This is a genomic window from Rhizobium altiplani, from assembly GCF_001542405.1.
Classification (GTDB): domain Bacteria; phylum Pseudomonadota; class Alphaproteobacteria; order Rhizobiales; family Rhizobiaceae; genus Rhizobium; species Rhizobium altiplani.
Genome location: NZ_LNCD01000082.1, coordinates 225745 through 246080 on the forward strand (window position 1 = coordinate 225745; position 20336 = coordinate 246080).

Here is a 20336-nt window from a genome sequence, read left to right on the forward strand (position 1 = left end):
AACAGGGGAACCCGAAGTCGGGGGGTCATGCATTTGCCTCATTGTTCTAAGAGGTGGATTGCGAACAACCCTGTTGGTGAGGATGGCACCGTTGTCGTCCCTAAGGGATTTCAGGAGACGGAATTCGTTATGATGTTCAAGGCTGAAAACAAAACGCGGGCAGCCCTGTCCGTTCTGGCAGTGATGCTCGGTGCTGCAGCAGCTCCCGTATCGTCCTTCGCGCAGGATGCAGCGGCCTCCGCCGACCCGGCTACTGCTGCCGGCGCCCCGCGTCTCGGCTGGTACAAGACCTGTAGTAAGCAGGAAGACAATGATGTCTGCGTCGTTCAGAACGTTGTTCTCGCAGGCGGCGGCCAGCTCGTCACGGGCGTTGGCCTCATCAGCGTTTCCGGCAAGATCAACAACAAGAGCCTTCAGGTTTCGGTTCCGCCGGCTCGTCTGATCCCGCCAGGTGTCGCGATGCAGATCGACGGCGGCAAGGCCCAGAAAATCGACTACCTGATGTGCATGCCCGACCGATGTGTCGCCCAGATCCCGCTGACTGACGCCATGGTCGCCAGCCTGAAGAAGGGCACCGATCTGGTTCTCACCTCGATCAACTTCCGCCGCGCGCCGAACCCGATCAAGATCTCGCTCGAAGGCTTCACCGGCGCCTTTGATGGCGAACCGGTTTCCGCTTCCAAGCTTGCTGAGAGCCAGAAGAGCCTGCAGGACAGCATGCAGAAGAAGGCTGACGAAGCCCGCAAGAAGCTTGAAGAGGCCCAGAAGGCTGCCAAGGCTCAGTAATTCTGAGCCATCGGATTCGCAAAGAACCCGGCCTTGCGCCGGGTTTTTTGTTACACGACCCAAGCAAAGAAAAACCCCGCGGGAGGAGCGGGGTTTTGAATGATATTAGCGGACGTTAGTGGGCCAAGTTCATCTTGGGTTTGAACTGCCCCGTCGGTGCCATATCGAAAATCTGATAGACCTGTTCGTTACGGAGCGGTACGCCGCTTTCATCGTTGATCAGGTTCTGCTCGGATACGTAGGCAACGTATTCGTTTTCATCATTCTCGGCCAGCAGATGGTAGAAGGGCTGATCCTTGCTGGGGCGCACTTCGGCGGGAATGGAGTTCCACCATTCTTCCGTATTCGCGAATTCCGGATCGACATCGAAGATCACGCCGCGAAACGGAAATACCTTGTGCCGAACCACTTCACCGATACTGAACTTTGCTACTCTTTCTTTCATGGTACGACTTCCTTTCATCACCTGATTTGGTGATTGGCCCCGCTCAAATCAAGATTTTTGCGGGATCTCGTCACATGAGTGTCACATCCGCTATCAAATAACTGTGACATCCGGTCAGGCGAAAGCCCCGGCGAACCGGGGCTTTCTCTCTTCTTAGGAGGAATAGTACATGTCGTATTCGACCGGATGCGGCGTCATGTCGAAGCGCATGACTTCCGCCATCTTCACCTCGATGAAGCTATCGATCTGGTCGTCGTCGAATACACCGCCGGCGGTTAGGAACTTGCGGTCCTTGTCGAGGCTTTCCAGCGCTTCGCGCAGCGAGCCGCAGACCGTCGGGATTTTCTTCAGTTCCTTTGGCGGCAGGTCATAAAGGTCCTTGTCCATGGCCTTGCCAGGATGGATCTTGTTCTTGATGCCATCGAGACCGGCCATCAGCATGGCGGCAAAAGCGAGGTATGGGTTTGCCATCGGATCGGGGAAGCGGACTTCGACGCGCTTGGCCTTCGGGTTGGTGCCGAACGGAATGCGGCACGATGCCGAACGGTTGCGGGCCGAGTAGGCGAGCAGGACCGGAGCTTCATAGCCCGGAACGAGACGCTTGTAGGAGTTCGTCGACGGGTTGGTGAAGGCGTTCAGCGCCTTTGCGTGCTTGATGATGCCGCCGATGTAGTAGAGGCAGGTTTCGGACAGGCCTGCGTATTCGTCGCCGGCGAAGGTCGGCTTGCCGCCCTTCCAGATCGACTGGTGCACGTGCATGCCGGAGCCGTTGTCGCCGAAGATCGGCTTCGGCATGAAGGTTGCCGTCTTGCCGTAAGCGTTGGCGACCTGGTGCACGACGTACTTGTAGATCTGCATCTTGTCGGCGTTGCGGACGAGCGTGTCGAACTTGATGCCGAGCTCGTGCTGGGCAGCCGCCACTTCGTGGTGGTGCTTTTCGACGACCACGCCCATTTCCGACAGAACCGTCAGCATTTCCGAACGCATGTCCTGGCAGCTGTCGATCGGCGGAACCGGGAAATAGCCGCCCTTGACACGCGGACGGTGGCCGAGGTTGCCGGTTTCATATTCGGTGTCGTCGTTGGACGGCAGTTCCGTGGAATCGAGCTTGAAGCCGGTGTTGTAGGGATCTGCCTTGTAGCGCACGTCGTCGAAGACGAAGAATTCAGCTTCTGGACCAACGAAGACAGTGTCGCCGATGCCGGATGCCTTGAGGTAGGCTTCAGCCTTCTTGGCGGTGCCGCGTGGATCGCGATTGTAGGCTTCGCCGGAGACCGGATCGAGAATATCGCACAGAATGACCATGGTGGACTGCGCGAAGAACGGGTCCATGTGAACCGTTTCGGGGTCTGGCATCAACACCATGTCGGATTCGTTAATGGCCTTCCAGCCGACGATCGAAGAGCCGTCGAACATGACGCCGTCAGCGAACATGTCCTCGTCGACACAGACCACATCCATCGTGAGGTGCTGCAGCTTGCCCTTCGGGTCGGTGAAGCGAAGGTCTACGAACTTGACGTCGTTTTCCTTGATTTGCTTAAGAATTTCGCTTGCGGTCGCCATTAAATAGTTCCTTTATTTGAGATGACGATACTTTGGTTCGCCCGAAGGCGATAAAGATTAAATGGCATCGATGCCGGTTTCGCCGGTACGGATGCGGATAACCTCTTCGACGTTGGAGACGAAAATCTTGCCGTCACCGATGCGGCCGGTCTGGGCGGCCTTGCGGATCGCGTCAATGACGGCTTCCGCGTTTTCGTCCGCGAGGACAACCTCCACCTTCACCTTCGGCAGGAAATCGACGACATACTCCGCGCCCCGGTAGAGTTCCGTATGGCCTTTCTGGCGACCGAAGCCCTTCGCTTCCGTAACTGTAATACCCTGCAGGCCAACTTCCTGAAGGGCTTCCTTCACTTCGTCGAGCTTGAAGGGCTTGATGATCGCTTCGATCTTTTTCATGAGAAAATGACTCTCCGCTTCTCCCGTTAATGGCAGGCTCAGACCTGCTTTCCGTCATGATGCAGTTATCGTGCCAGTTGGGAAGCGGATTTTTCAGAAATTAACGCAGATCAGGCGCAGGAACCCATAATCGGGCAGATTTTCACTGGTTTTGGGCTGAAATTCTTCGAAAATCGACATGCAAGCGGCAAATCCGGCTCATTTTTCGGAATATTCCTCCACACTAATAGTCGATGACAAAACTCGCCATTCGCCCAACCTTTGTGCGTTTGCACATTATTTGATCTTTTCGCCGATCATTCGACAGGTTGTTATTTAGGCGATTTCTGTTTGAATGCGGCGATGACCGCGGGAATCTCCAATCTACTCCTCACGCCGGAAGAAATGACAGCAGTCGATACGGCAGCCGCAGCGTCCGGCATCCCTAGCTATGCCCTTATGCAACGAGCAGGTGCCGCCGTCGCCGCCAGTTTGTTGCGTGATTTTCCCGCGGTTCTTCGCGCCGTCGTTCTTTGTGGTCCGGGCAACAACGGCGGCGACGGCTATGTTGCTGCATGCTTGCTAGCTGATAGCGGCGTTGCCGTCGTCGTATTCCAGATGGGCGAACCGGAGAAGCTCAAGGGCGATGCCGCCCGGGCCAGGGACAATTTTCCGAACGCAGTACAGCCGCTTGAGACGTATCAGCCACGGAATGGCGACGTAATCATCGATGCCTTGTTCGGTGCTGGCCTTGCCCGCGATGTTCCGAAGAGCGTCGCTGACGTGATTGAGCGAGTGAAGCAGGCGCAGGTGCCGGTAATTGCCGTCGACCTGCCATCGGGCGTGGACGGTCGTACGGGAACCGTCCGAGGGGCGGCCTTCACGGCCGTTCGGACCGTTAGTTTCATGACGCGGAAACCCGGCCATCTCCTGATGCCCGGGCGCGAACTCTGCGGCGAACTGGAAGTCTTCGACATTGGCATACCCGCCCGTATCGTTCGCGCCGAGAAAAAACTGCAAATCGCCGAGAACCAGCCGGAATGTTGGCGCCAGGTGCTGCCTTCAAGCGGACTGGAAACACATAAATACAAACGCGGTCACCTCGTCGTCTTCTCCGGCGAGGCAGGCAAGACCGGCGCCGCCCGAATGTCGGCGATGGCGGGGCTGAAGGCCGGGGCAGGACTCGTGACAATCGCCGCGCCGGGAGATGCAGTCGCAGAGAATGCGGCGCACCTTACGGCGATCATGCTGCATCCGATCGAAGAGGAAGCCGCACTCGGCAACTGGCTGCACGACGAGCGGCTGCAGACGTTCGTTCTCGGCCCAGGCTTCGGAGTCGGTGACAAGGCGCGGCGCTTCGTCGCCGCACTTTCCGACCGCCATCTCGTGCTCGACGCAGACGGGCTTTCGTCGTTTAAGGATGCGCCGGATGAACTATTTTTACAGTTCTCCGGCGAGCCGCGGCTGGTGCTAACGCCACATGAGGGGGAGTTCGGCCGGCTGTTTCCCGATATCGCCGCTGACACAGCCATGGGAAAGGTCGAAAAAGCGCAGGCTGCCGCGGCACGGGCGAATGCCGCCATCGTCTACAAGGGCGCCGATACCGTCATCGCCTCGCCTGACGGGAGAGCCTGCATCAACACCAACGCACCGGTTTGGCTCGCAACCGCCGGCTCCGGCGATGTTCTCGCAGGCGTCATTGGAGCGCTGATGGCCCAGGGCGTTCCTGCGTTCGAGGCGGCCGCGGCCGGCGTCTATATGCATGGAGACGCCGGCATGCGCGCTGGCAAAGGACTGACCGCGGAAGAGCTGGCGACTGAGGTTCGTCCGCTTTGACGACAAGCCTATCGCAACACCGCTTCCTGTAGCGCCATCGCCCCAAAGGGCGCATTGACTTTGCCTTCATGGATCATGAAGGCAAAGACATCCCGCGGTTCGGTTGCAACCTTGCGATCGCCATCGATGAGAGGCAGATCGCCGGGTACCTTGCCATCCGCCCAGGTTTCGAGGCGCGTAGCCCAGTCTTTCAAGTCGCCCGGCGAGTAGCAGGTCCTGATATCGTCCGAACCTTTCTGAAGGCGCGCATAGACGAAGTCGGCAGTTACATCCGCGATCATCGGGTAATCGAAGTGTTCCGCGCAGACAGGCGCAACGCCGTATTTCGAAAGCAACGCCACGAATTCCGGCACCTTGAACGAGTCATGGCGTACCTCGACGACGTGCTTCAGAGGCAAGCCATCCTGCTTGTTCGGCAGCAGCTTGAGGAAGGCTTCGAAATCATCCGGATCGAACTTCTTCGTCGGGGCGAACTGCCAGAGGATTGGGCCCAGGTGGGGGCCGAGCTCCGTCAGGCCCTGAGTGAGAAAGCGCTCCATCGACTCGCCAGCCTCCGCGAGCACACGACGATTGGTGACAAAACGGCTGGCCTTGAGCGAAAAGATGAAGCCCTCAGGCACATCCGCGGCCCATTTGGCGAAGGTTTCCGGCTTCTGCGAACTGTAATAGGTGCCGTTGATCTCAATGACCTTCAGCTTGCGGCTTGCATAGTTCAGTTCGTCCTTCTGCTTCAGATCCCGGGGGTAGAAGTGGTCCCGCCATGCCTCGAACGTCCAGCCGCCGATGCCGACGCGAATGTTGCCGGATTTCGTCATTCCTTCCTCCTCTGATTATCTCAGTCCGCCGACTTGCTTTGCCATATCGACAATCACCCATCCTGGCCTATGCGGATTCTCGCGGCGACCCGTTTCCTGAAAGCCAAACGCCCGGTAGAGTGCAATATTCCGTTCCATGCGAGCATTCGTGTAGAGACGAACTTCCGGAAGCCCCCATTCCCGCGCCGTCTCTTCCACCCATCTCAGAATGGCAAGGCCGTACTGGGCGCCCTGAAATTTCGGGGAGACAGCAATGCTGAAGAGCATCACATGGTCTGGGTGCCGTTCAACGACGGCCAGGCCGGCAAGCTCTCCTTGCACCTCCCGCAACCAGACCTCACCGCGACCGATGCGCGGTGTGTAGTCTTCGGCAACGGGAATCGGCGGGCGGCCAAGGAGACGCGTGTATCGAGCATAGGCTTCGCCGGTCAGCGCCTCGACAGCCTGCAGGTCATCGAGCGACGCCGCTCTCAGCATCACTCGGCTGCCACTACAGTTTTTCGTGTGGGACGCCGCTCAAGCAGCTCCTTCAGGAAATGCCCGGTATAGGACCGCTTCTCCTTGACGATCGCTTCCGGCGTGCCGACGGCGACTATCTCCCCACCGCCATCGCCACCTTCCGGACCGAAATCGAGAATCCAGTCCGCCGTCTTGATGACTTCGAGATTGTGCTCGATGACGACGACCGAATTCCCCTGGTTGACCAGCTCCTGCAGCATCTCCAGGAGCTTGGCGACGTCGTGGAAATGCAGGCCGGTCGTAGGCTCGTCGAGGATGTAGAGGGTGCGGCCCGTCGATCGCTTCGACAGTTCCTTTGCCAGCTTGACGCGCTGCGCCTCGCCACCGGACAGCGTATTCGCCTGCTGTCCGACCTTGATGTAGCCGAGGCCGACATCCTTCAGCGCCTGCAACTTGTCGCGCACAGCCGGGACGGCAGCGAAGAAATCGACGCCTTCCTCGACGGTCATGTCGAGCACGTCGGCAATCGACTTGTGCTTGAACGTAACGTCGAGCGTCTCCCTGTTGTAGCGCTTGCCATGGCAGACGTCGCAGGTGACGTACACATCAGGCAGGAAGTGCATCTCGATCTTGATGACCCCGTCGCCTTGGCAGGCTTCGCAGCGTCCGCCCTTGACGTTGAACGAGAAGCGTCCCGGTTGGTAGCCGCGCGCCTTCGCTTCCGGCAGACCGGCAAACCAGTCACGGATCGGGGTAAACGCGCCCGTGTAGGTCGCTGGGTTGGAACGCGGCGTGCGGCCGATCGGCGACTGGTCGATATCGATGACCTTGTCGATGTGTTCGAAGCCGTCGATGCGATCGTGATCAGCCGGGATTTCGCGGGCGCCCATGACGCGCCGGGCCGCCGATTTATACAGCGTCTCGATCAGGAACGTGGACTTACCGCCCCCTGATACGCCAGTGACCGCCGTAAAGACGCCGAGCGGGATGGAGGCGGTGACATTCTTCAGATTGTTGCCGCGGGCGCCGACGACCTTGATTTCCTTGCCCTTCTTGGGCTTACGGCGCTCGTCTGGAACCGGAACGCCGAGTTCACCGGACAGATATTTGCCGGTCAGCGACTTAGGGTTCGCCATGATCTCCTGTGGCGTGCCATGGGCGATCACCTGGCCACCATGGATGCCGGCGGCGGGACCGATGTCGACGACATCGTCGGCGGTCAAGATCGCGTCCTCGTCATGCTCGACCACGATCACGGTGTTGCCGATATCGCGAAGGTGCTTCAGCGTATCAAGCAGCCGGGCGTTGTCGCGCTGGTGCAAACCGATCGATGGCTCGTCGAGGACATACAATACGCCGGTCAAGCCGGAACCGATCTGCGACGCCAACCGGATGCGCTGGCTCTCGCCGCCCGACAAGGTGCCGGAGTTTCGCGACAGGCTGAGATAATCCAGGCCTACGTCATTGAGGAAGCGCAGGCGGTCGCGGATCTCCTTGAGAATGCGAACGGCAATCTCGTTCTGCTTGGCGCTCAGCGATTGCGGCAGGACCTCGAACCAGTCTCGGGCGACGCGGATCGACATGTCGGTCACCTGGCCGATATGCAGCGTATTGATCTTGACGGCAAGCGCCTCCGGCTTCAGGCGGAAACCGCCACAAGACGGGCAGGGGGCTGCCGACATATAGCGCTCGATTTCCTCTCGCGCCCAGGCGGAATCCGTCTCCTTCCAGCGACGCTCGAGATTGGTGATGATGCCCTCGAAATTCTTGTGCGTGGTATAGGACCGCGCGCCATCGGCATAGTGGAACTCGATCTTTTCGTCGGTACCATTCAGAATGACATCCTTCGCCTGGTCCGAAAGATCGTTCCAACGGGCGCCGAGCTTGAAGCCATAGTGCTTACCGAGAGCTTCGAGCGTCTGATTGTAATAGGGAGAGGTCGACTTCGCCCACGGCGCAATGGCGCCATCGCGCAGCGTGCGCTCGGGCTCCGGCACGATCAGGTTGGCGTCGATCTTCTGCTGCGCTCCGAGACCGTCGCAGGTCGGGCAGGCGCCGGCTGGATTGTTGAAGGAAAAAAGCCGCGGCTCGATCTCGGGAATGGTGAAGCCCGATACCGGGCAGGCGAACTTCTCGGAGAAGAGAACGCGTTCATGCGTTTCGTTAAGCGACTTGTTGGCGGAGCCGCCGGCGGCAGTTTCTTCCGGCGGCAGCGGCTTGTCGGCGAATTCCGCAACGGCGAGGCCATCGGCGAGCTTGAGCGAAGTCTCGAAGCTGTCGGCAAGGCGCGACGCCATATCCGGCCGCACCACAATACGGTCCACCACGACGTCGATATCGTGCTTGTACTTCTTGTCCAGGGCTGGCACGTCGGCGATCTCGTAGAATTGGCCGTCGACCTTGACGCGCTGGAAACCCTTTTTCATCAGGTCTGCCAGTTCCTTCTTGTACTCCCCCTTACGCCCGCGCACGAGCGGGGCGAGAATATAGAGACGCGTGCCTTCTCCGAATTCCAGCACGCGATCGACCATCTGGCTGACCGTCTGGCTCTCGATCGGCAGCCCGGTCGCGGGCGAATAGGGTACGCCGACGCGGGCAAAGAGCAGGCGCATGTAGTCATAGATCTCTGTCACCGTACCGACCGTGGAGCGCGGGTTGCGCGAGGTCGTCTTTTGCTCGATCGAAATCGCTGGCGACAGGCCGTCGATCTGATCGACGTCAGGCTTCTGCATCATTTCAAGGAACTGGCGCGCATAGGCCGAAAGGCTTTCAACATAGCGTCGCTGTCCTTCGGCATAGATCGTGTCAAAGGCAAGCGACGACTTGCCGGATCCCGAAAGGCCGGTCATGACGATGAGTTTGTTTCGCGGCAGATCGAGATCGATGCCCTTCAAATTGTGTTCGCGCGCGCCGCGGATGGAAATCGTCTTCAGTTCGCTCATCGTCTTCTGCTTCTGTGCTGGAACAAGCCCCTTATTTAGTGATGCCGGCTGGCGAGTCGAGGCTGAATGTCCGTCTGCTGCAAGGTTTTCGATTCGGTTGACAGGATCATAGGGATAAACTAGAACAAATAAAGAACAAAATTCCTTGTGGATGAACCGGCGATGGACACCCATCGCCGGCGCTCTATGGTTTAAGGTGCACCGATTGTTTCAAGCGCCGCCGGGCAGGGCGGCAGGTAAGGTGAAAGTATGGCTGGCAGCGTAAACAAGGTAATTCTGATCGGGAACGTGGGCGCTGACCCCGAAATCCGGCGGACCCAGGATGGCCGGCCGATCGCCAACCTTCGCATCGCGACGTCCGAGACCTGGCGCGATCGCAACTCCGGCGAACGCCGCGAAAAGACGGAATGGCATACGGTCGTAGTCTTCAACGAAGGCCTCTGCAAGGTCGTCGAGCAGTATGTGAAGAAGGGCGCCAAGCTCTACATCGAAGGCGCGTTGCAGACGCGTAAGTGGCAAGACCAGAACGGCCAGGACCGCTATTCGACGGAAGTCGTTCTGCAGGGCTTCGGCTCGACGCTGACGATGCTGGACGGTCGCGGCGAGGGTGGCGGCGCAAGCTCCGGCTTCGGCGGTGGTCGCGGCAGCAATGCCGGCGGCAACGATTTCGGTGGCGGCGGTGGCTACGGCGACGATTACGGCGCTCCGTCGCAATCATCTGGCCGTAGCAGCGGTGGCGGCGGTGGAAACTTCTCGCGCGATCTCGACGACGATATCCCGTTCTGATCGCAGAGTATTCGTGGCATAAGTTGGACGGCGCGACGCAAGGTGCGCCGTCTGCTTTTCAATCTCCGGGATTGGACGTCCCCCGAGCTTGCCGCATGGAAGCCGTGCAGGTAACCGGCTTTTTGACCTAGCCGGCTGGCGTCGTGATGAGGGTAGATCTCAAACCGTCGACGACGAACTGCGTGGCAAGCGCTGCCAGGATGACACCGAGAAGGCGTGTCAGAATTGCGCGCCCCGTTACGCCGAGGAAGCGATCAAGTCTTTCGGCGATGAGCAGCGAGAGAAACAGCAGCAGCAGGCTCAATGCGATGACAATGATCAATTGCGCCCGCTCGAGCGAAGCCTGCATCGATCCGGCAATTAGGATCGTCGCCGAAATGGCACCGGGACCGGCGATCAGAGGGATCGCCAACGGAAAGACCGAGATATTATGGATATGATCGACGGTGATTGCGGCTGTGCTCGTCTTCTCCTTACGGTCCTGCCGCTTCTCGAACACCATTTCAAAGGCGATCCAGAACAACAGAAGACCACCGGCAATGCGGAAGGCGCCGATCGAGATTCCGAGCACCCCGAGCACGCTGGCCCCGAACAGGGCGAAAGCGGCAAGAATGACAAAGGCGATGATCGAGCCGCGCAGCGCCACCTGTTTTCGCTGGCTGCGGCTCATGCCGGTCGTGAGCCCGAGAAAGAGTGGAGCAAGACCAGGCGGGTCGATCGTGACAAGCAGCGTCGTAAAGGCGTTGATCAGTTGGTCGACGCTTGCCATTGTCTCTCCGTGAGCCCATATAAACACTTGGTTTTTGCGCGATTGTGATGCGGAGAGGCCATTTTGGCAAATGGTGTTATTAGGGCGGTGCAAATAACCGTCCCAGAGGCTCCCATTGCCCTCATAAGACCGCAAAAGTCTGTTCAAAACCCGTGCCAAAATTAGCGTAGGAACAGGCTTTCCGCTATAAATCTTCAAGTGATTCTAGAAGAGATCGTGATCTGTTTTGACTGAGCAAACACCCCCCGGCGGCGGGAAGCTCCCGCCAGGCATCGAGCCCATCTCCATCATGGAGGAAATGCAGCGGTCGTATCTCGATTACGCCATGAGCGTTATCGTCAGCCGCGCCCTGCCTGATGTCCGCGACGGCCTGAAGCCCGTGCACCGGCGCATCCTTTACGGCATGTCCGAACTCGGCATCGACTGGAACAAGAAATACGTCAAATGCGCCCGCGTTACCGGGGATGTGATGGGTAAATACCATCCGCACGGCAACGCAGCGATCTACGACGCGCTAGCGCGTATGGCGCAGGACTGGTCGCTCCGCCTTCCGCTGATCGACGGCCAGGGCAACTTCGGCTCCGTCGACGGCGATCCGCCGGCGGCCGAACGCTACACAGAGTGCCGCCTGCAGAAGGCCGCGCATTCGCTGCTCGACGATCTCGACAAGGAAACGGTCGACTTCCGCGATAACTATGACGGCACGCTGTCCGAGCCCGTCGTTGTTCCCGCAAAGTTCCCGAACCTCCTAGTGAACGGGGCAGGCGGCATCGCCGTGGGTATGGCGACGAATATTCCGCCGCACAATCTGTCCGAAGTAATCGACGGCTGCATTGCGCTGATCGACAACCCGGCGATCGAACTACCTGACATCATGCAGATTATTCCGGGTCCGGACTTCCCGACCGGCGCCAAGATCCTTGGTCGCGCCGGCATTCGCTCGGCCTACGAGACCGGTCGCGGCTCGGTGATCATGCGCGGCGTTGCCACCATCGAGCCGATGCGTGGCGATCGCGAACAGATCATCATCACCGAGATCCCGTATCAGGTGAACAAGTCGACGATGATCGAGAAGATGGCCGAACTGGTGCGCGACAAGCGTATCGAAGGGATCTCCGACCTACGCGATGAATCCGACCGTCAGGGCTATCGCGTCGTCGTCGAGTTGAAGCGCGATGCGAATGCCGATGTCATCCTGAACCAGCTCTACCGCTACACGCCGCTGCAAACCTCCTTTGGCTGCAACATGGTGGCGCTGAACGGCGGCAAGCCGGAACAGCTGACGCTACTCGATATGCTGCGCGCCTTCGTTTCCTTCCGTGAGGAGGTCGTTAGCCGGAGAACGAAATTCCTTCTCCGCAAGGCCCGCGAGCGCGCTCACGTCTTGGTCGGCCTGGCGATCGCTGTCGCCAATATTGACGAGATCATCCGCACGATCCGGCAGGCGCCGGATCCGCAGACCGCACGCGAGCAGTTGATGACGCGCCGCTGGCCGGCCGCCGATGTCGAAAGCCTGATCCGCCTGATCGACGATCCGCGTCACCGCATCAATGAGGACCTGACATACAACCTCTCGGAAGAGCAGGCGCGCGCCATCCTCGAACTGCGTCTGGCCCGTCTGACCGCACTCGGCCGTGACGAAATCGGTGACGAACTCAACAAGATAGGCGAAGAGATTAAGGATTACCTTGAAATCCTGTCGTCGCGGGTTCGCATCCAGACGATCGTCAAAGAAGAGCTTGCAGCCGTTCGCGACGAATTCGGCACGCCGCGCCGCACCGAGATCATGGACGGCGGCCTTGAAATGGACGATGAGGATCTCATCGCCCGCGAAGACATGGTCGTGACGGTCTCCCATCTCGGCTACATCAAGCGCGTGCCGCTGACGACCTATCGCGCCCAGCGCCGTGGCGGCAAGGGCCGCTCCGGCATGACGACACGCGACGAGGATTTTGTTAGCCAGCTATTCGTTCTCAACACGCATACGCCGGTTCTGTTCTTCTCCTCGCGCGGTATCGTCTACAAGGAAAAGGTCTATCGCCTGCCGATCGGCACGCCGACCGCGCGCGGCAAGGCGCTCATCAACATGCTGCCGCTGGAGCCCGGTGAACGCATCACCACGATCCTGCCGTTGCCGGAGGATGAGGACAGCTGGGATAAGCTCGACGTCATGTTCTCGACGACGCGCGGGACAGTTCGCCGCAACAAGCTTTCCGACTTCGTTCAGGTCAACCGCAACGGCAAGATCGCGATGAAGCTCGAGGAAGAAGGCGACGAAATCCTCTCAGTCGAGACCTGCACCGAGCATGACGATGTGCTTCTGACCACGGCGCTCGGTCAGTGCATTCGCTTCCCCGTCGATGACGTCCGCGTCTTTGCTGGCCGCAACTCCATCGGCGTTCGCGGCATCAACCTCGGTGACGGCGACCGCATCATCTCGATGACGATTGTTGGACATGTCGATGCCGAACCTTGGGAACGCGCAGCCTACCTGAAGCGGGCCGCGAGCGAACGCCGCCTCGCGACGGGTGACGCCGAGGAAATCTCGCTGGTTGGCGAGGAAGTGACCGAGGAAGGTCAACTGAGCGACGAGCGCTATGAGGAACTGAAGGCGCGCGAGCAGTACGTGCTGACGGTTTCGGAGAAGGGCTTCGGCAAGCGATCCTCCTCCTACGACTTCCGCATTTCTGGCCGTGGCGGCAAGGGCATTCGCGCCACCGATACGTCGAAGACGGGGGAGATCGGCGAACTCGTGGCCGCTTTCCCGGTCAACGAAGGCGACCAGATCATGCTCGTATCCGATGGCGGCCAGCTCATCCGCGTTCCGGTGGGCGGCATCCGTATCGCGAGCCGAGCAACGAAGGGCGTCACCATCTTCTCGACTGCCAAGGATGAAAAGGTCGTATCCGTGGAGCGCATTAGCGAGCCCGAGGAGGAGGCTGAAGACGTTGCCGAGAATGGCGACGACATTGCCTCGGTTCCGGAAGGTGAGCCTGACACGGAAGCGTGATGTTCTAAGCGTTTGATCTTGAAAACCGGGCGACTGCCCGGTTTTCTTTTTGGGCACCTTGACTGCGGGAACCGGCTGGCGGTGCTGCAGCCGAAATGGAGGGCAGAGTGATCCGGATTCTCGGTATTGACGATGTTGCCATCTTCAATGTCATTCGGCTGGAGCGCTGCGGACCGAACCCGCAGCCTTTGCCAGCACCGTCGGCGACTGGGAAGCGCTCTCAGACGATGAATGGCGTAGGCGATTGGTCGACGGGCCTGTTCTCGTGGCCCTTAAGCAGGGTGAGCCCGTCGGGATGATGGGGCTGAGCCGCCAGCGTGCCAGTAAGATGGTGCATCGGGCAACGCTCATCATGGTCTATGTGCGTCGAAGTGAAAGGGGCGGCGGCTATGCCAAGGCTCTGCTAGAAGCGACGTTAAGCTATGCGCGAGAGAACGGCATCTCTAGGCACGAAAAAGGCCGGACAAACCTCGTTCATCCGGCCTATTTCGATTGAAAACATGCAATCCCAGATGTCGACAGCGGCTAGAACCAGCTGTGTTTTCCATCGGTCTTCTTCAGTTCTTCGCTTTCATGGCGAAGGGCAGAGATGGTGGAAGCCACGGACACGATAAACATTATGCTGATAAGGGCGGTGAGCACAGCTAGTATCGTGAACATGAGCAATCCTCCTGGGCTTTGCGTTCACGTCCCTTAGTACTGGCTCATTACCGCCGCACGAGCCGACGCATAAGGGCCATATACCTTGGACGCATCCACTTTGTGATCGTAAAGCGCGACAGTCGCTGCAAGCATACCAGTCATCATTACCATCCAGACAGCATTAATCATGGTAATTTTATTGGGCATATCTTCTTCCTTGTGCGGCGTATCGCGTTACGCTGGTTGAGTGAACGCATGCGTGCGAAAATGGTTCCAGGGATATTGACGGGTCGTTTAGCAAGGCCGTTCTGAAGCGACCTTGAATGCGCCGTTCATCTGGCATTCAGAATCCTTAATCGGTTTAAACGCCACATTTCCTGTCTTACGCACGATTGCATAATGTTCCCGTACGCTTGGCCGCACCCAACTTGCATCCTGCATTTCCCGCACGTAGCCGTGGAAAAATTCGGCAAGCAGCGAGACGATGACAGCGAATGCAACAAGGATGATCAGCATGGGCGTTTTCCGGGGCTGACCGATGTCGGAATGACATCGGGTGTTGACGGTCTCAACTATAGCGAGCCGGTCTGAAGCCGCCTTGAATGCTGCATTCATCCGCCGTTCAGCGATCGGCAAATGACTTGCGGGCAACCGTCATCCATGACAAAAGGGCGTCGAAACAAATGGCTAGGCCAATGACGACAGCTTTTTATCCGGGGTCGTTCGACCCGATCACCAACGGACATCTGGATGTTCTTGTCCAGGCGCTGAGCGTTGCGTCCAAGGTTATCGTCGCGATCGGCGTTCATCCCGGCAAGGCGCCGCTCTTTTCCTTCGATGAGAGGGCGAATCTCATTCTCCAGTCGCTCGCGGAAGCAATGCCTGAAAAGACCGGCGACATCTCAGTCGTTGCATTCGACAATCTCGTCGTCGACGCGGCGCGATCCCATAGCGCGACCCTACTGATCCGCGGCCTCAGGGACGGCACCGATCTCGACTATGAAATGCAGATGGCCGGGATGAACCGCCAGATGGCGCCCGACATTCAAACGATCTTTCTGCCAGCCGGAACGGCCTCGCGGCCCATAACCGCCACATTGGTCCGGCAAATCGCTGCCATGGGAGGCGACGTCAGCGCCTTTGTGCCGGCTGCCGTCTTGAAAGCTCTTCAATCCAAGCGCAAATCCTAGGCGACCTTTTCGCCGCAACGGAGCCATTATGAAACTTTTCTCTTTCGCATTTGCAGCCGTGCTTTCCCTTGCCTCGTTCGCGGGCGCCGCATTCGCGCAGTCCGGCAACACGCTGACGATCCAGCTGAAAGACGGTCCGGTCGTGATCCAGCTTATGCCGGACGTCGCGCCGAAGCACGTCGCGCAGATCGAAGCGCTCGCCAAGAAGGGCGCGTATGACAACGTCGCCTTCCATCGCGTCATCGAAGGCTTCATGGCCCAGACCGGCGACGTGAAGTTTGGCAACATGGAAAAGGGCTTCGATGCGAGCCGTGCCGGTACCGGTGGCTCCGACCTGCCTGACCTGCCGGCCGAATTCTCGAAGACGCCTTTCGTGCGGGGTACGGTCGGTATGGCCCGCTCGCAGGACCCGAACTCGGCGAACTCCCAGTTCTTTATCATGTTTGCTGATGGCTCCTTCCTCAACGGCCAGTACACGGTTGTTGGCAAGGTCGTCTCCGGCATGGAGAATGTCGACAAGATCAAGCGCGGCGAGGGTCAGAACGGCGAAGTCAGCAATCCCGACCGGATGATCAAGGTCACCGTCGGCAGCAAGTAAGTTTCAAGACAAGTAGGAGAAGAAGAATGGCCGAGATCAAGGATCCCGAAAACACCATCATCCTGGAAACCACCAAGGGTAAGGTTGTCATCCAGTTGCTGCCGGAAGTAGCGCCGGAACATGTCGCCCGCATCAAGGAACTCGCTCGCGAGAAGGCCTATGACAACGTTGTCTTCCATCGCGTCATCAACGATTTCATGGCGCAGACCGGTGACGTGAAGTTCGGCAAGAAGGGCGGCGAGAGCTTCAACCCGAGCCGCGCCGGCATGGGCGGTTCCGAGAAGCCCGACCTCAAGGCTGAGTTCTCGGCGGTCAGCCACGTCAGAGGCACGTGCTCGATGGCCCGCTCCCAGAACCCGAACTCTGCCAATTCGCAGTTCTTCATTTGCTTCACCGATGCTCCTTGGCTGAACAAGCAGTACTCCGTCTGGGGTCAGGTCATCGAAGGCATGGACAACGTCGACAAGATCAAGAAGGGCGAGCCGGTCGTCGATCCGGACTCGATCGTCTCGATGCGGGTTGCCGCTGACGTCTGATTGTGATTTTTGCTGAAACCCGCCCTTGCGCGAAAGCGTGGGGCGGGTTTCGCTTTGCCTGGATTTGAGTGATGCGCGTAGACCTCTTTGATTTCGACCTGCCGGATGAACGGATCGCCCTGCGGCCCGCCGAGCCGCGCGATAGCGCGCGCCTGCTCGTCGTCGACCCGGCGGACGAAGTGCAGCTGTCGGACCATCGGGTTAGCGATTTGCTCAGCTTTCTAAGGGCAGGGGACGCGCTCGTCTTCAACGACACCAAGGTGATCCCGGCGCAGCTCGAGGGCATCCGTTATCGTGAGGGCGCCGGCGGTCAGCAGGTTTCGGCAACGCTGCATATGCGCACCGGCACCAGCCGCTGGAAGGCTTTTGCCAAGCCCGGTAAGCGCATCAAGATCGGTGATCGCATCTCATTTGGCCATGACGGCACCAGCTGCCTGCTCGGCAAGCTCGAATGCACGGTCGAGGAAAAAGGCGAGGGCGGCGAAGTCACCCTTGCCTTCGACCTGTCTGGGCCGATGCTCGACGAGGCCATCCATTCCGTCGGACATATTCCGTTGCCACCCTACATCGCCGCCAAACGCGCCGAGGATGAACGCGACCGCGCCGACTACCAGACCATCTATGCGCGCGAGGAAGGCGCCGTCGCCGCTCCCACGGCCGGACTTCACTTCACGCCCGCGCTTTTCGACGCGATCGACAAGGCTGGGGTCGAGCGCCATTTCGTGACGCTACATGTCGGCGCCGGCACCTTCTTGCCAGTCAAAGCGGACGATACCGATGACCACAAGATGCATCTCGAAAGCGGCTATGTCAGCGCCGAAACGGCTGCGAGCCTCAATGCCGTGAAGGCGAGGGGCGGGCGCATCATCTGTGTGGGCACGACTTCGCTACGGCTGATCGAAAGTGCTGCGCAGGACAATGGCGAGATCCGGGCCTGGGCCGGCGCCACGGGTATCTTCATCACGCCAGGCTACCGCTTCAAGGCGGTTGACATGCTGATGACGAACTTCCATTTGCCCCGATCGACCCTGTTCATGCTCGTTTCGGCCTTTGCCGGCTTCGAGACCATGCATGCAGCCTATCAGCACGCGATTTCGACGGGCTACCGCTTCTATTCCTATGGCGATTCCAGCCTTCTTTTCCGGAAAGACTAAATGACCGAGAACTTTCAGTTCACCCTCAAGAAGACTGACGCCGGTGCTCGCCTGGGCGAGGTCTCGATGCCGCGGGGCACGATCCGCACGCCGGCCTTCATGCCCGTCGGCACCGTCGGTACCGTTAAGGCCGTGTATCTCGACCAGGTTCGCGACACGGGCGCCGACATCATCCTCGGCAATACCTATCATCTCATGCTGCGCCCTACAGCGGAACGCGTGGCCCGGCTCGGTGGTCTGCACAGGCTGATCCGCTGGGAGCATCCGATCCTGACCGATTCCGGCGGGTTCCAGGTGATGTCGCTCTCGGGTCTCCGCAAGCTCGATGAGCAGGGCGTAACCTTCAAGTCGCATGTCGACGGCAGCCTGCATCACATGTCGCCGGAGCGCTCGATCGAGATCCAGGGACTGCTCGATTCCGACATCCAGATGCAGCTTGACGAGTGCGTGGCGCTGCCGGCGGAACCGCGGGAAATCGAGCGCGCCATGGAGCTGTCGCTGCGCTGGGCGGAGCGTTGCAAGGTCGCCTTCGGCAACCAGCCGGGTAAAGCCATGTTCGGGATCGTGCAGGGCGGGGATGTACCCGCGCTGCGCGTCCGGTCGGCCGCGGCACTGACCGATCTCGATCTCAAGGGCTACGCGGTCGGCGGTCTCGCCGTTGGCGAGCCGCAGGAGGTCATGCTGAAGATGCTCGAGGAGACCCTTCCGGTATTGCCAACGGAGAAGCCGCGCTATCTCATGGGCGTCGGTACGCCTGACGATATCCTGAAGTCCGTCGCTCGCGGCATCGACATGTTCGACTGCGTGATGCCGACCCGCTCTGGCCGTCACGGGCTTGCCTTTACACGTCGCGGCAAGGTCAACATCCGCAATGCCCGTCACGCAGAGGATATGCGGCCGCTCGACGAACAATCGAACTGCCCGGCATCGCGCGACTACTCGCGTGCCTACCTGCACCACCTCGTGCGCGCCAATGAGGCCCTCGGCGGCATGCTGCTCTCCTGGCACAATCTCGCCTATTACCAGGAGCTGATGCAGGGCATCCGCAAGTCGATCGTCGAAGGCCGTTTCGTCGATTTCATGGCCGAGACCATGGAGGAATGGGCGAGGGGCGATCTCGATCCAGTCTGAGCCGCCTTAAGTTTCGGCAAACTGGTCATAGGCGCGCAGCGCGTCTGCGGCATACATCAACGCTGGGCCACCGCCCATATAAACACTCATCGCCATGACCTCGGCGACCTCTTCACGAGTGGCGCCGAGTTCTTTCAATGCCTTGGCGTGAAAGCCGATGCAGCCGTCGCAGCGCTGAGTGACGCCGATCGCCAACGCGATCAGTTCCTTCGTCTTCTTGTCGAGGGCGCCATCGCCGCTTGCGCCCTTCGCTAGTGCGTAGAAGCCTTGCATGGCCTCCGGCGCCAGCTTTCTCAGTTCTCCGGTATAGGCGGCGATATCACGGGTGATCTGCTTGTAATCCTTGCTCATCATTCTGTTTCCGTATTTCCTGCTTTTCATTTCGCAAAAATGTGATATCAATAGAATACGAAATGTAAAGAGGCGCCGATGACGGACTTCACGCTGGAGATGAGCGGCAAGGCGGAAGGGGCTGCGGAGTTCCTGAGTGGACTTGCAAGCCCGCACAGGCTGCTGATCCTCTGTCTTCTTGCCGCCGGCGAGAAGAGCGTTGGTACGCTGGTCGAGGAGACAGGCATCGGCCAGACCTCGATGTCGCAGCATCTGGCGAAATTGAAGAAGGAAGGCCTCGTCGATTTCCGGCGGGACCACCGTACGCTCTATTATTTTATCAACGATCCGGCGGCTCTGGAGATAATGGAAATTCTCTACAACCGCTTCTGCAGGAAGGTTTGAGCAATGACGCAGTCGATGAAGGTGGTGACACCGCGCCAGGCGAAAGAGTGGATAGGTGCGGGCGAGGCGGTCCTGATCGACGTCCGCGAGCCGGAGGAGTTCCGCAGCGAGCATATCGCTTCGGCCCTTTCCCTGCCTCTGTCCGAGGTCGGAAACCTCACCCGAGTCCTTTCCGTCCCGGCCGGACGCAAGGTCGTATTCCAGTGCCTGAAGGGCGGTCGCGGCCAGCAAGCCTGCGAGCGGCTGGTAGCCCAGGAGGGAAGCGAGTATCCGGTCTTCAATCTCGAGGGCGGCATCGCTGCTTGGAAAGCGGAAGGCCTGCCGGTGGTCGGCACAGCCGCCCCGCGCCTAACGATTTTCCGTCAGGTCCAGATCGTCGTCGGCTTCCTCGTGCTGCTGTCGGTGCTTGCTGGTTTCTTCATCAGCCCAGCCGGCTTCGTCGTTGCCGGCCTGTTTGGCGCGGCGCTCGCCTTTGCCGGCATATCCGGCTGGTGCGGCATGGCGAAGCTGCTCAACCTGATGCCTTGGAACCAGCCGGCCTGATCTGAATTCCGAACGAAAAAT

Annotated in this window: 22 protein-coding genes and 1 pseudogene; 12 read left to right on the plus strand and 11 right to left on the minus strand. The window is 59.4% G+C overall.

Annotated features, from left to right (window positions below):
- Positions 1 to 129 precede the first annotated feature (129 nt).
- Positions 130 to 786 carry an invasion associated locus B family protein gene (locus AS026_RS18675; protein WP_018855032.1) on the plus strand — a complete coding sequence of 219 codons (657 nt, stop codon included), beginning with the start codon at positions 130 to 132 and terminating at the stop codon, positions 784 to 786.
- Between the two features lie 115 nt (positions 787 to 901).
- Here AS026_RS18675 and hspQ read toward each other — a convergent pair whose 3' ends face one another.
- From hspQ to AS026_RS18690, 3 genes are all read right to left on the minus strand, one after another.
- On the minus strand, positions 902 to 1231 hold the full coding sequence (gene hspQ / locus AS026_RS18680; protein ID WP_025660985.1) for a heat shock protein HspQ: 330 nt from the start codon (positions 1229 to 1231) through the stop codon (positions 902 to 904).
- A gap of 153 nt (positions 1232 to 1384) precedes the next feature.
- Complete coding sequence (gene glnA / locus AS026_RS18685) at positions 1385 to 2794, minus strand: type I glutamate--ammonia ligase (protein ID WP_018855034.1); 1410 nt, start codon at positions 2792 to 2794, stop codon at positions 1385 to 1387.
- 57 nt (positions 2795 to 2851) lie between these two features.
- A complete protein-coding gene (locus AS026_RS18690; protein ID WP_003539626.1) occupies positions 2852 to 3190 on the minus strand; it encodes a P-II family nitrogen regulator in 339 nt (112 codons plus the stop codon).
- A gap of 342 nt (positions 3191 to 3532) precedes the next feature.
- On the opposite strand from AS026_RS18690, the gene AS026_RS18695 reads away from it, so the two are divergent.
- Positions 3533 to 5005 carry a bifunctional ADP-dependent NAD(P)H-hydrate dehydratase/NAD(P)H-hydrate epimerase gene (locus AS026_RS18695; protein WP_062371026.1) on the plus strand — a complete coding sequence of 491 codons (1473 nt, stop codon included), beginning with the start codon at positions 3533 to 3535 and terminating at the stop codon, positions 5003 to 5005.
- Positions 5006 to 5013: 8 nt separating this feature from the next.
- Here the strand turns inward: AS026_RS18695 and AS026_RS18700 are convergent, their stop codons facing one another.
- From AS026_RS18700 to uvrA, 3 genes are read right to left on the minus strand one after another with little or no spacing between them, the layout of a single operon-like run.
- Positions 5014 to 5820 carry a DUF72 domain-containing protein gene (locus tag AS026_RS18700; protein WP_062370972.1) on the minus strand — a complete coding sequence of 269 codons (807 nt, stop codon included), beginning with the start codon at positions 5818 to 5820 and terminating at the stop codon, positions 5014 to 5016.
- 15 nt (positions 5821 to 5835) lie between these two features.
- A complete protein-coding gene (locus AS026_RS18705) occupies positions 5836 to 6300 on the minus strand; it encodes a GNAT family N-acetyltransferase (protein ID WP_062370974.1) in 465 nt (154 codons plus the stop codon).
- Entirely contained in the window at positions 6297 to 9221 is a 2925-nt protein-coding gene (gene uvrA, locus AS026_RS18710; RefSeq protein WP_062371028.1) for an excinuclease ABC subunit UvrA, read from the minus strand. Before uvrA ends, AS026_RS18705 begins: the two co-directional genes overlap by 4 nt.
- A 249-nt stretch (positions 9222 to 9470) precedes the next feature.
- Between uvrA and AS026_RS18715 the strand changes: the two genes are divergently transcribed.
- Positions 9471 to 10007, plus strand: a complete 537-nt coding sequence (locus tag AS026_RS18715; RefSeq protein ID WP_062370976.1) for a single-stranded DNA-binding protein — start codon at positions 9471 to 9473, stop codon at positions 10005 to 10007.
- Positions 10008 to 10134: 127 nt separating this feature from the next.
- Here the strand turns inward: AS026_RS18715 and AS026_RS18720 are convergent, their stop codons facing one another.
- Positions 10135 to 10776 (minus strand): MarC family protein, encoded by a 642-nt coding sequence (locus AS026_RS18720; protein ID WP_018855040.1) that lies wholly within the window; start codon positions 10774 to 10776, stop codon positions 10135 to 10137.
- 226 nt (positions 10777 to 11002) lie between these two features.
- Here AS026_RS18720 and gyrA point away from each other — a divergent pair, with 226 nt between their 5' ends.
- Positions 11003 to 13786 carry a DNA gyrase subunit A gene (gene gyrA, locus AS026_RS18725; protein WP_082728554.1) on the plus strand — a complete coding sequence of 928 codons (2784 nt, stop codon included), beginning with the start codon at positions 11003 to 11005 and terminating at the stop codon, positions 13784 to 13786.
- Positions 13787 to 13881: 95 nt separating this feature from the next.
- A pseudogene (locus AS026_RS38880) lies at positions 13882 to 14240 on the plus strand (GNAT family N-acetyltransferase); the annotation flags it as partial.
- Between the two features lie 71 nt (positions 14241 to 14311).
- Here AS026_RS38880 and AS026_RS44020 read toward each other — a convergent pair.
- From AS026_RS44020 to AS026_RS18735, 3 genes are all read right to left on the minus strand, one after another.
- Positions 14312 to 14446 carry a hypothetical protein gene (locus tag AS026_RS44020; RefSeq protein WP_018855044.1) on the minus strand — a complete coding sequence of 45 codons (135 nt, stop codon included), beginning with the start codon at positions 14444 to 14446 and terminating at the stop codon, positions 14312 to 14314.
- Positions 14447 to 14479: 33 nt separating this feature from the next.
- Positions 14480 to 14635 (minus strand): hypothetical protein, encoded by a 156-nt coding sequence (locus AS026_RS42355; RefSeq protein ID WP_018855045.1) that lies wholly within the window; start codon positions 14633 to 14635, stop codon positions 14480 to 14482.
- Positions 14636 to 14722: 87 nt separating this feature from the next.
- Complete coding sequence (locus AS026_RS18735; protein WP_062370982.1) at positions 14723 to 14944, minus strand: hypothetical protein; 222 nt, start codon at positions 14942 to 14944, stop codon at positions 14723 to 14725.
- A gap of 179 nt (positions 14945 to 15123) precedes the next feature.
- Between AS026_RS18735 and coaD the strand changes: the two genes are divergently transcribed.
- The 5 genes from coaD (at position 15124) to tgt (ending at position 19037) form a co-directional block, all read left to right on the plus strand.
- On the plus strand, positions 15124 to 15618 hold the full coding sequence (gene coaD, locus AS026_RS18740; protein ID WP_062370984.1) for a pantetheine-phosphate adenylyltransferase: 495 nt from the start codon (positions 15124 to 15126) through the stop codon (positions 15616 to 15618).
- 28 nt (positions 15619 to 15646) lie between these two features.
- Positions 15647 to 16216 carry a peptidylprolyl isomerase gene (locus AS026_RS18745; protein WP_025660993.1) on the plus strand — a complete coding sequence of 190 codons (570 nt, stop codon included), beginning with the start codon at positions 15647 to 15649 and terminating at the stop codon, positions 16214 to 16216.
- Positions 16217 to 16242: 26 nt separating this feature from the next.
- Positions 16243 to 16752: a peptidylprolyl isomerase gene (locus AS026_RS18750; RefSeq protein ID WP_018855049.1), complete on the plus strand. Its 510-nt coding sequence runs from the start codon at positions 16243 to 16245 to the stop codon at positions 16750 to 16752.
- Between the two features lie 71 nt (positions 16753 to 16823).
- Positions 16824 to 17906, plus strand: a complete 1083-nt coding sequence (gene queA, locus AS026_RS18755; protein WP_062370986.1) for a tRNA preQ1(34) S-adenosylmethionine ribosyltransferase-isomerase QueA — start codon at positions 16824 to 16826, stop codon at positions 17904 to 17906.
- Complete coding sequence (gene tgt, locus AS026_RS18760; protein WP_062370988.1) at positions 17907 to 19037, plus strand: tRNA guanosine(34) transglycosylase Tgt; 1131 nt, start codon at positions 17907 to 17909, stop codon at positions 19035 to 19037. It abuts the gene before it with no gap.
- Between the two features lie 6 nt (positions 19038 to 19043).
- Here tgt and AS026_RS18765 read toward each other — a convergent pair whose 3' ends face one another.
- Complete coding sequence (locus AS026_RS18765) at positions 19044 to 19388, minus strand: carboxymuconolactone decarboxylase family protein (protein ID WP_062371030.1); 345 nt, start codon at positions 19386 to 19388, stop codon at positions 19044 to 19046.
- A 78-nt stretch (positions 19389 to 19466) separates the two neighbouring features.
- On the opposite strand from AS026_RS18765, the gene AS026_RS18770 reads away from it, so the two are divergent.
- Both AS026_RS18770 and AS026_RS18775 read left to right on the plus strand, forming a co-directional pair.
- Complete coding sequence (locus AS026_RS18770) at positions 19467 to 19772, plus strand: ArsR/SmtB family transcription factor (protein WP_018855053.1); 306 nt, start codon at positions 19467 to 19469, stop codon at positions 19770 to 19772.
- 3 nt (positions 19773 to 19775) lie between these two features.
- Complete coding sequence (locus AS026_RS18775) at positions 19776 to 20315, plus strand: rhodanese-like domain-containing protein (RefSeq protein WP_062370990.1); 540 nt, start codon at positions 19776 to 19778, stop codon at positions 20313 to 20315.
- Positions 20316 to 20336 lie beyond the last annotated feature (21 nt).

Bases quoted from the DNA above. Each gene is read 5' to 3' on its own strand.
- AS026_RS18675 (WP_018855032.1), top strand. From the start codon at position 130: ATGATGTTCAAGGCTGAAAACAAAACGCGGGCAGCCCTGTCCGTTCTG.
- hspQ (WP_025660985.1), bottom strand. From the start codon at position 1,231: ATGAAAGAAAGAGTAGCAAAGTTCAGTATCGGTGAAGTGGTTCGGCAC.
- glnA (WP_018855034.1), bottom strand. From the start codon at position 2,794: ATGGCGACCGCAAGCGAAATTCTTAAGCAAATCAAGGAAAACGACGTC.
- AS026_RS18690 (WP_003539626.1), bottom strand. From the start codon at position 3,190: ATGAAAAAGATCGAAGCGATCATCAAGCCCTTCAAGCTCGACGAAGTG.
- AS026_RS18695 (WP_062371026.1), top strand. From the start codon at position 3,533: ATGACCGCGGGAATCTCCAATCTACTCCTCACGCCGGAAGAAATGACA.
- AS026_RS18700 (WP_062370972.1), bottom strand. From the start codon at position 5,820: ATGACGAAATCCGGCAACATTCGCGTCGGCATCGGCGGCTGGACGTTC.
- uvrA (WP_062371028.1), bottom strand. From the start codon at position 9,221: ATGAGCGAACTGAAGACGATTTCCATCCGCGGCGCGCGCGAACACAAT.
- AS026_RS18715 (WP_062370976.1), top strand. From the start codon at position 9,471: ATGGCTGGCAGCGTAAACAAGGTAATTCTGATCGGGAACGTGGGCGCT.
- AS026_RS18720 (WP_018855040.1), bottom strand. From the start codon at position 10,776: ATGGCAAGCGTCGACCAACTGATCAACGCCTTTACGACGCTGCTTGTC.
- AS026_RS44020 (WP_018855044.1), bottom strand. From the start codon at position 14,446: ATGTTCACGATACTAGCTGTGCTCACCGCCCTTATCAGCATAATGTTT.
- AS026_RS42355 (WP_018855045.1), bottom strand. From the start codon at position 14,635: ATGCCCAATAAAATTACCATGATTAATGCTGTCTGGATGGTAATGATG.
- AS026_RS18735 (WP_062370982.1), bottom strand. From the start codon at position 14,944: ATGCTGATCATCCTTGTTGCATTCGCTGTCATCGTCTCGCTGCTTGCC.
- coaD (WP_062370984.1), top strand. From the start codon at position 15,124: ATGACGACAGCTTTTTATCCGGGGTCGTTCGACCCGATCACCAACGGA.
- AS026_RS18745 (WP_025660993.1), top strand. From the start codon at position 15,647: ATGAAACTTTTCTCTTTCGCATTTGCAGCCGTGCTTTCCCTTGCCTCG.
- AS026_RS18750 (WP_018855049.1), top strand. From the start codon at position 16,243: ATGGCCGAGATCAAGGATCCCGAAAACACCATCATCCTGGAAACCACC.
- queA (WP_062370986.1), top strand. From the start codon at position 16,824: ATGCGCGTAGACCTCTTTGATTTCGACCTGCCGGATGAACGGATCGCC.
- tgt (WP_062370988.1), top strand. From the start codon at position 17,907: ATGACCGAGAACTTTCAGTTCACCCTCAAGAAGACTGACGCCGGTGCT.
- AS026_RS18765 (WP_062371030.1), bottom strand. From the start codon at position 19,388: ATGAGCAAGGATTACAAGCAGATCACCCGTGATATCGCCGCCTATACC.
- AS026_RS18770 (WP_018855053.1), top strand. From the start codon at position 19,467: ATGACGGACTTCACGCTGGAGATGAGCGGCAAGGCGGAAGGGGCTGCG.
- AS026_RS18775 (WP_062370990.1), top strand. From the start codon at position 19,776: ATGACGCAGTCGATGAAGGTGGTGACACCGCGCCAGGCGAAAGAGTGG.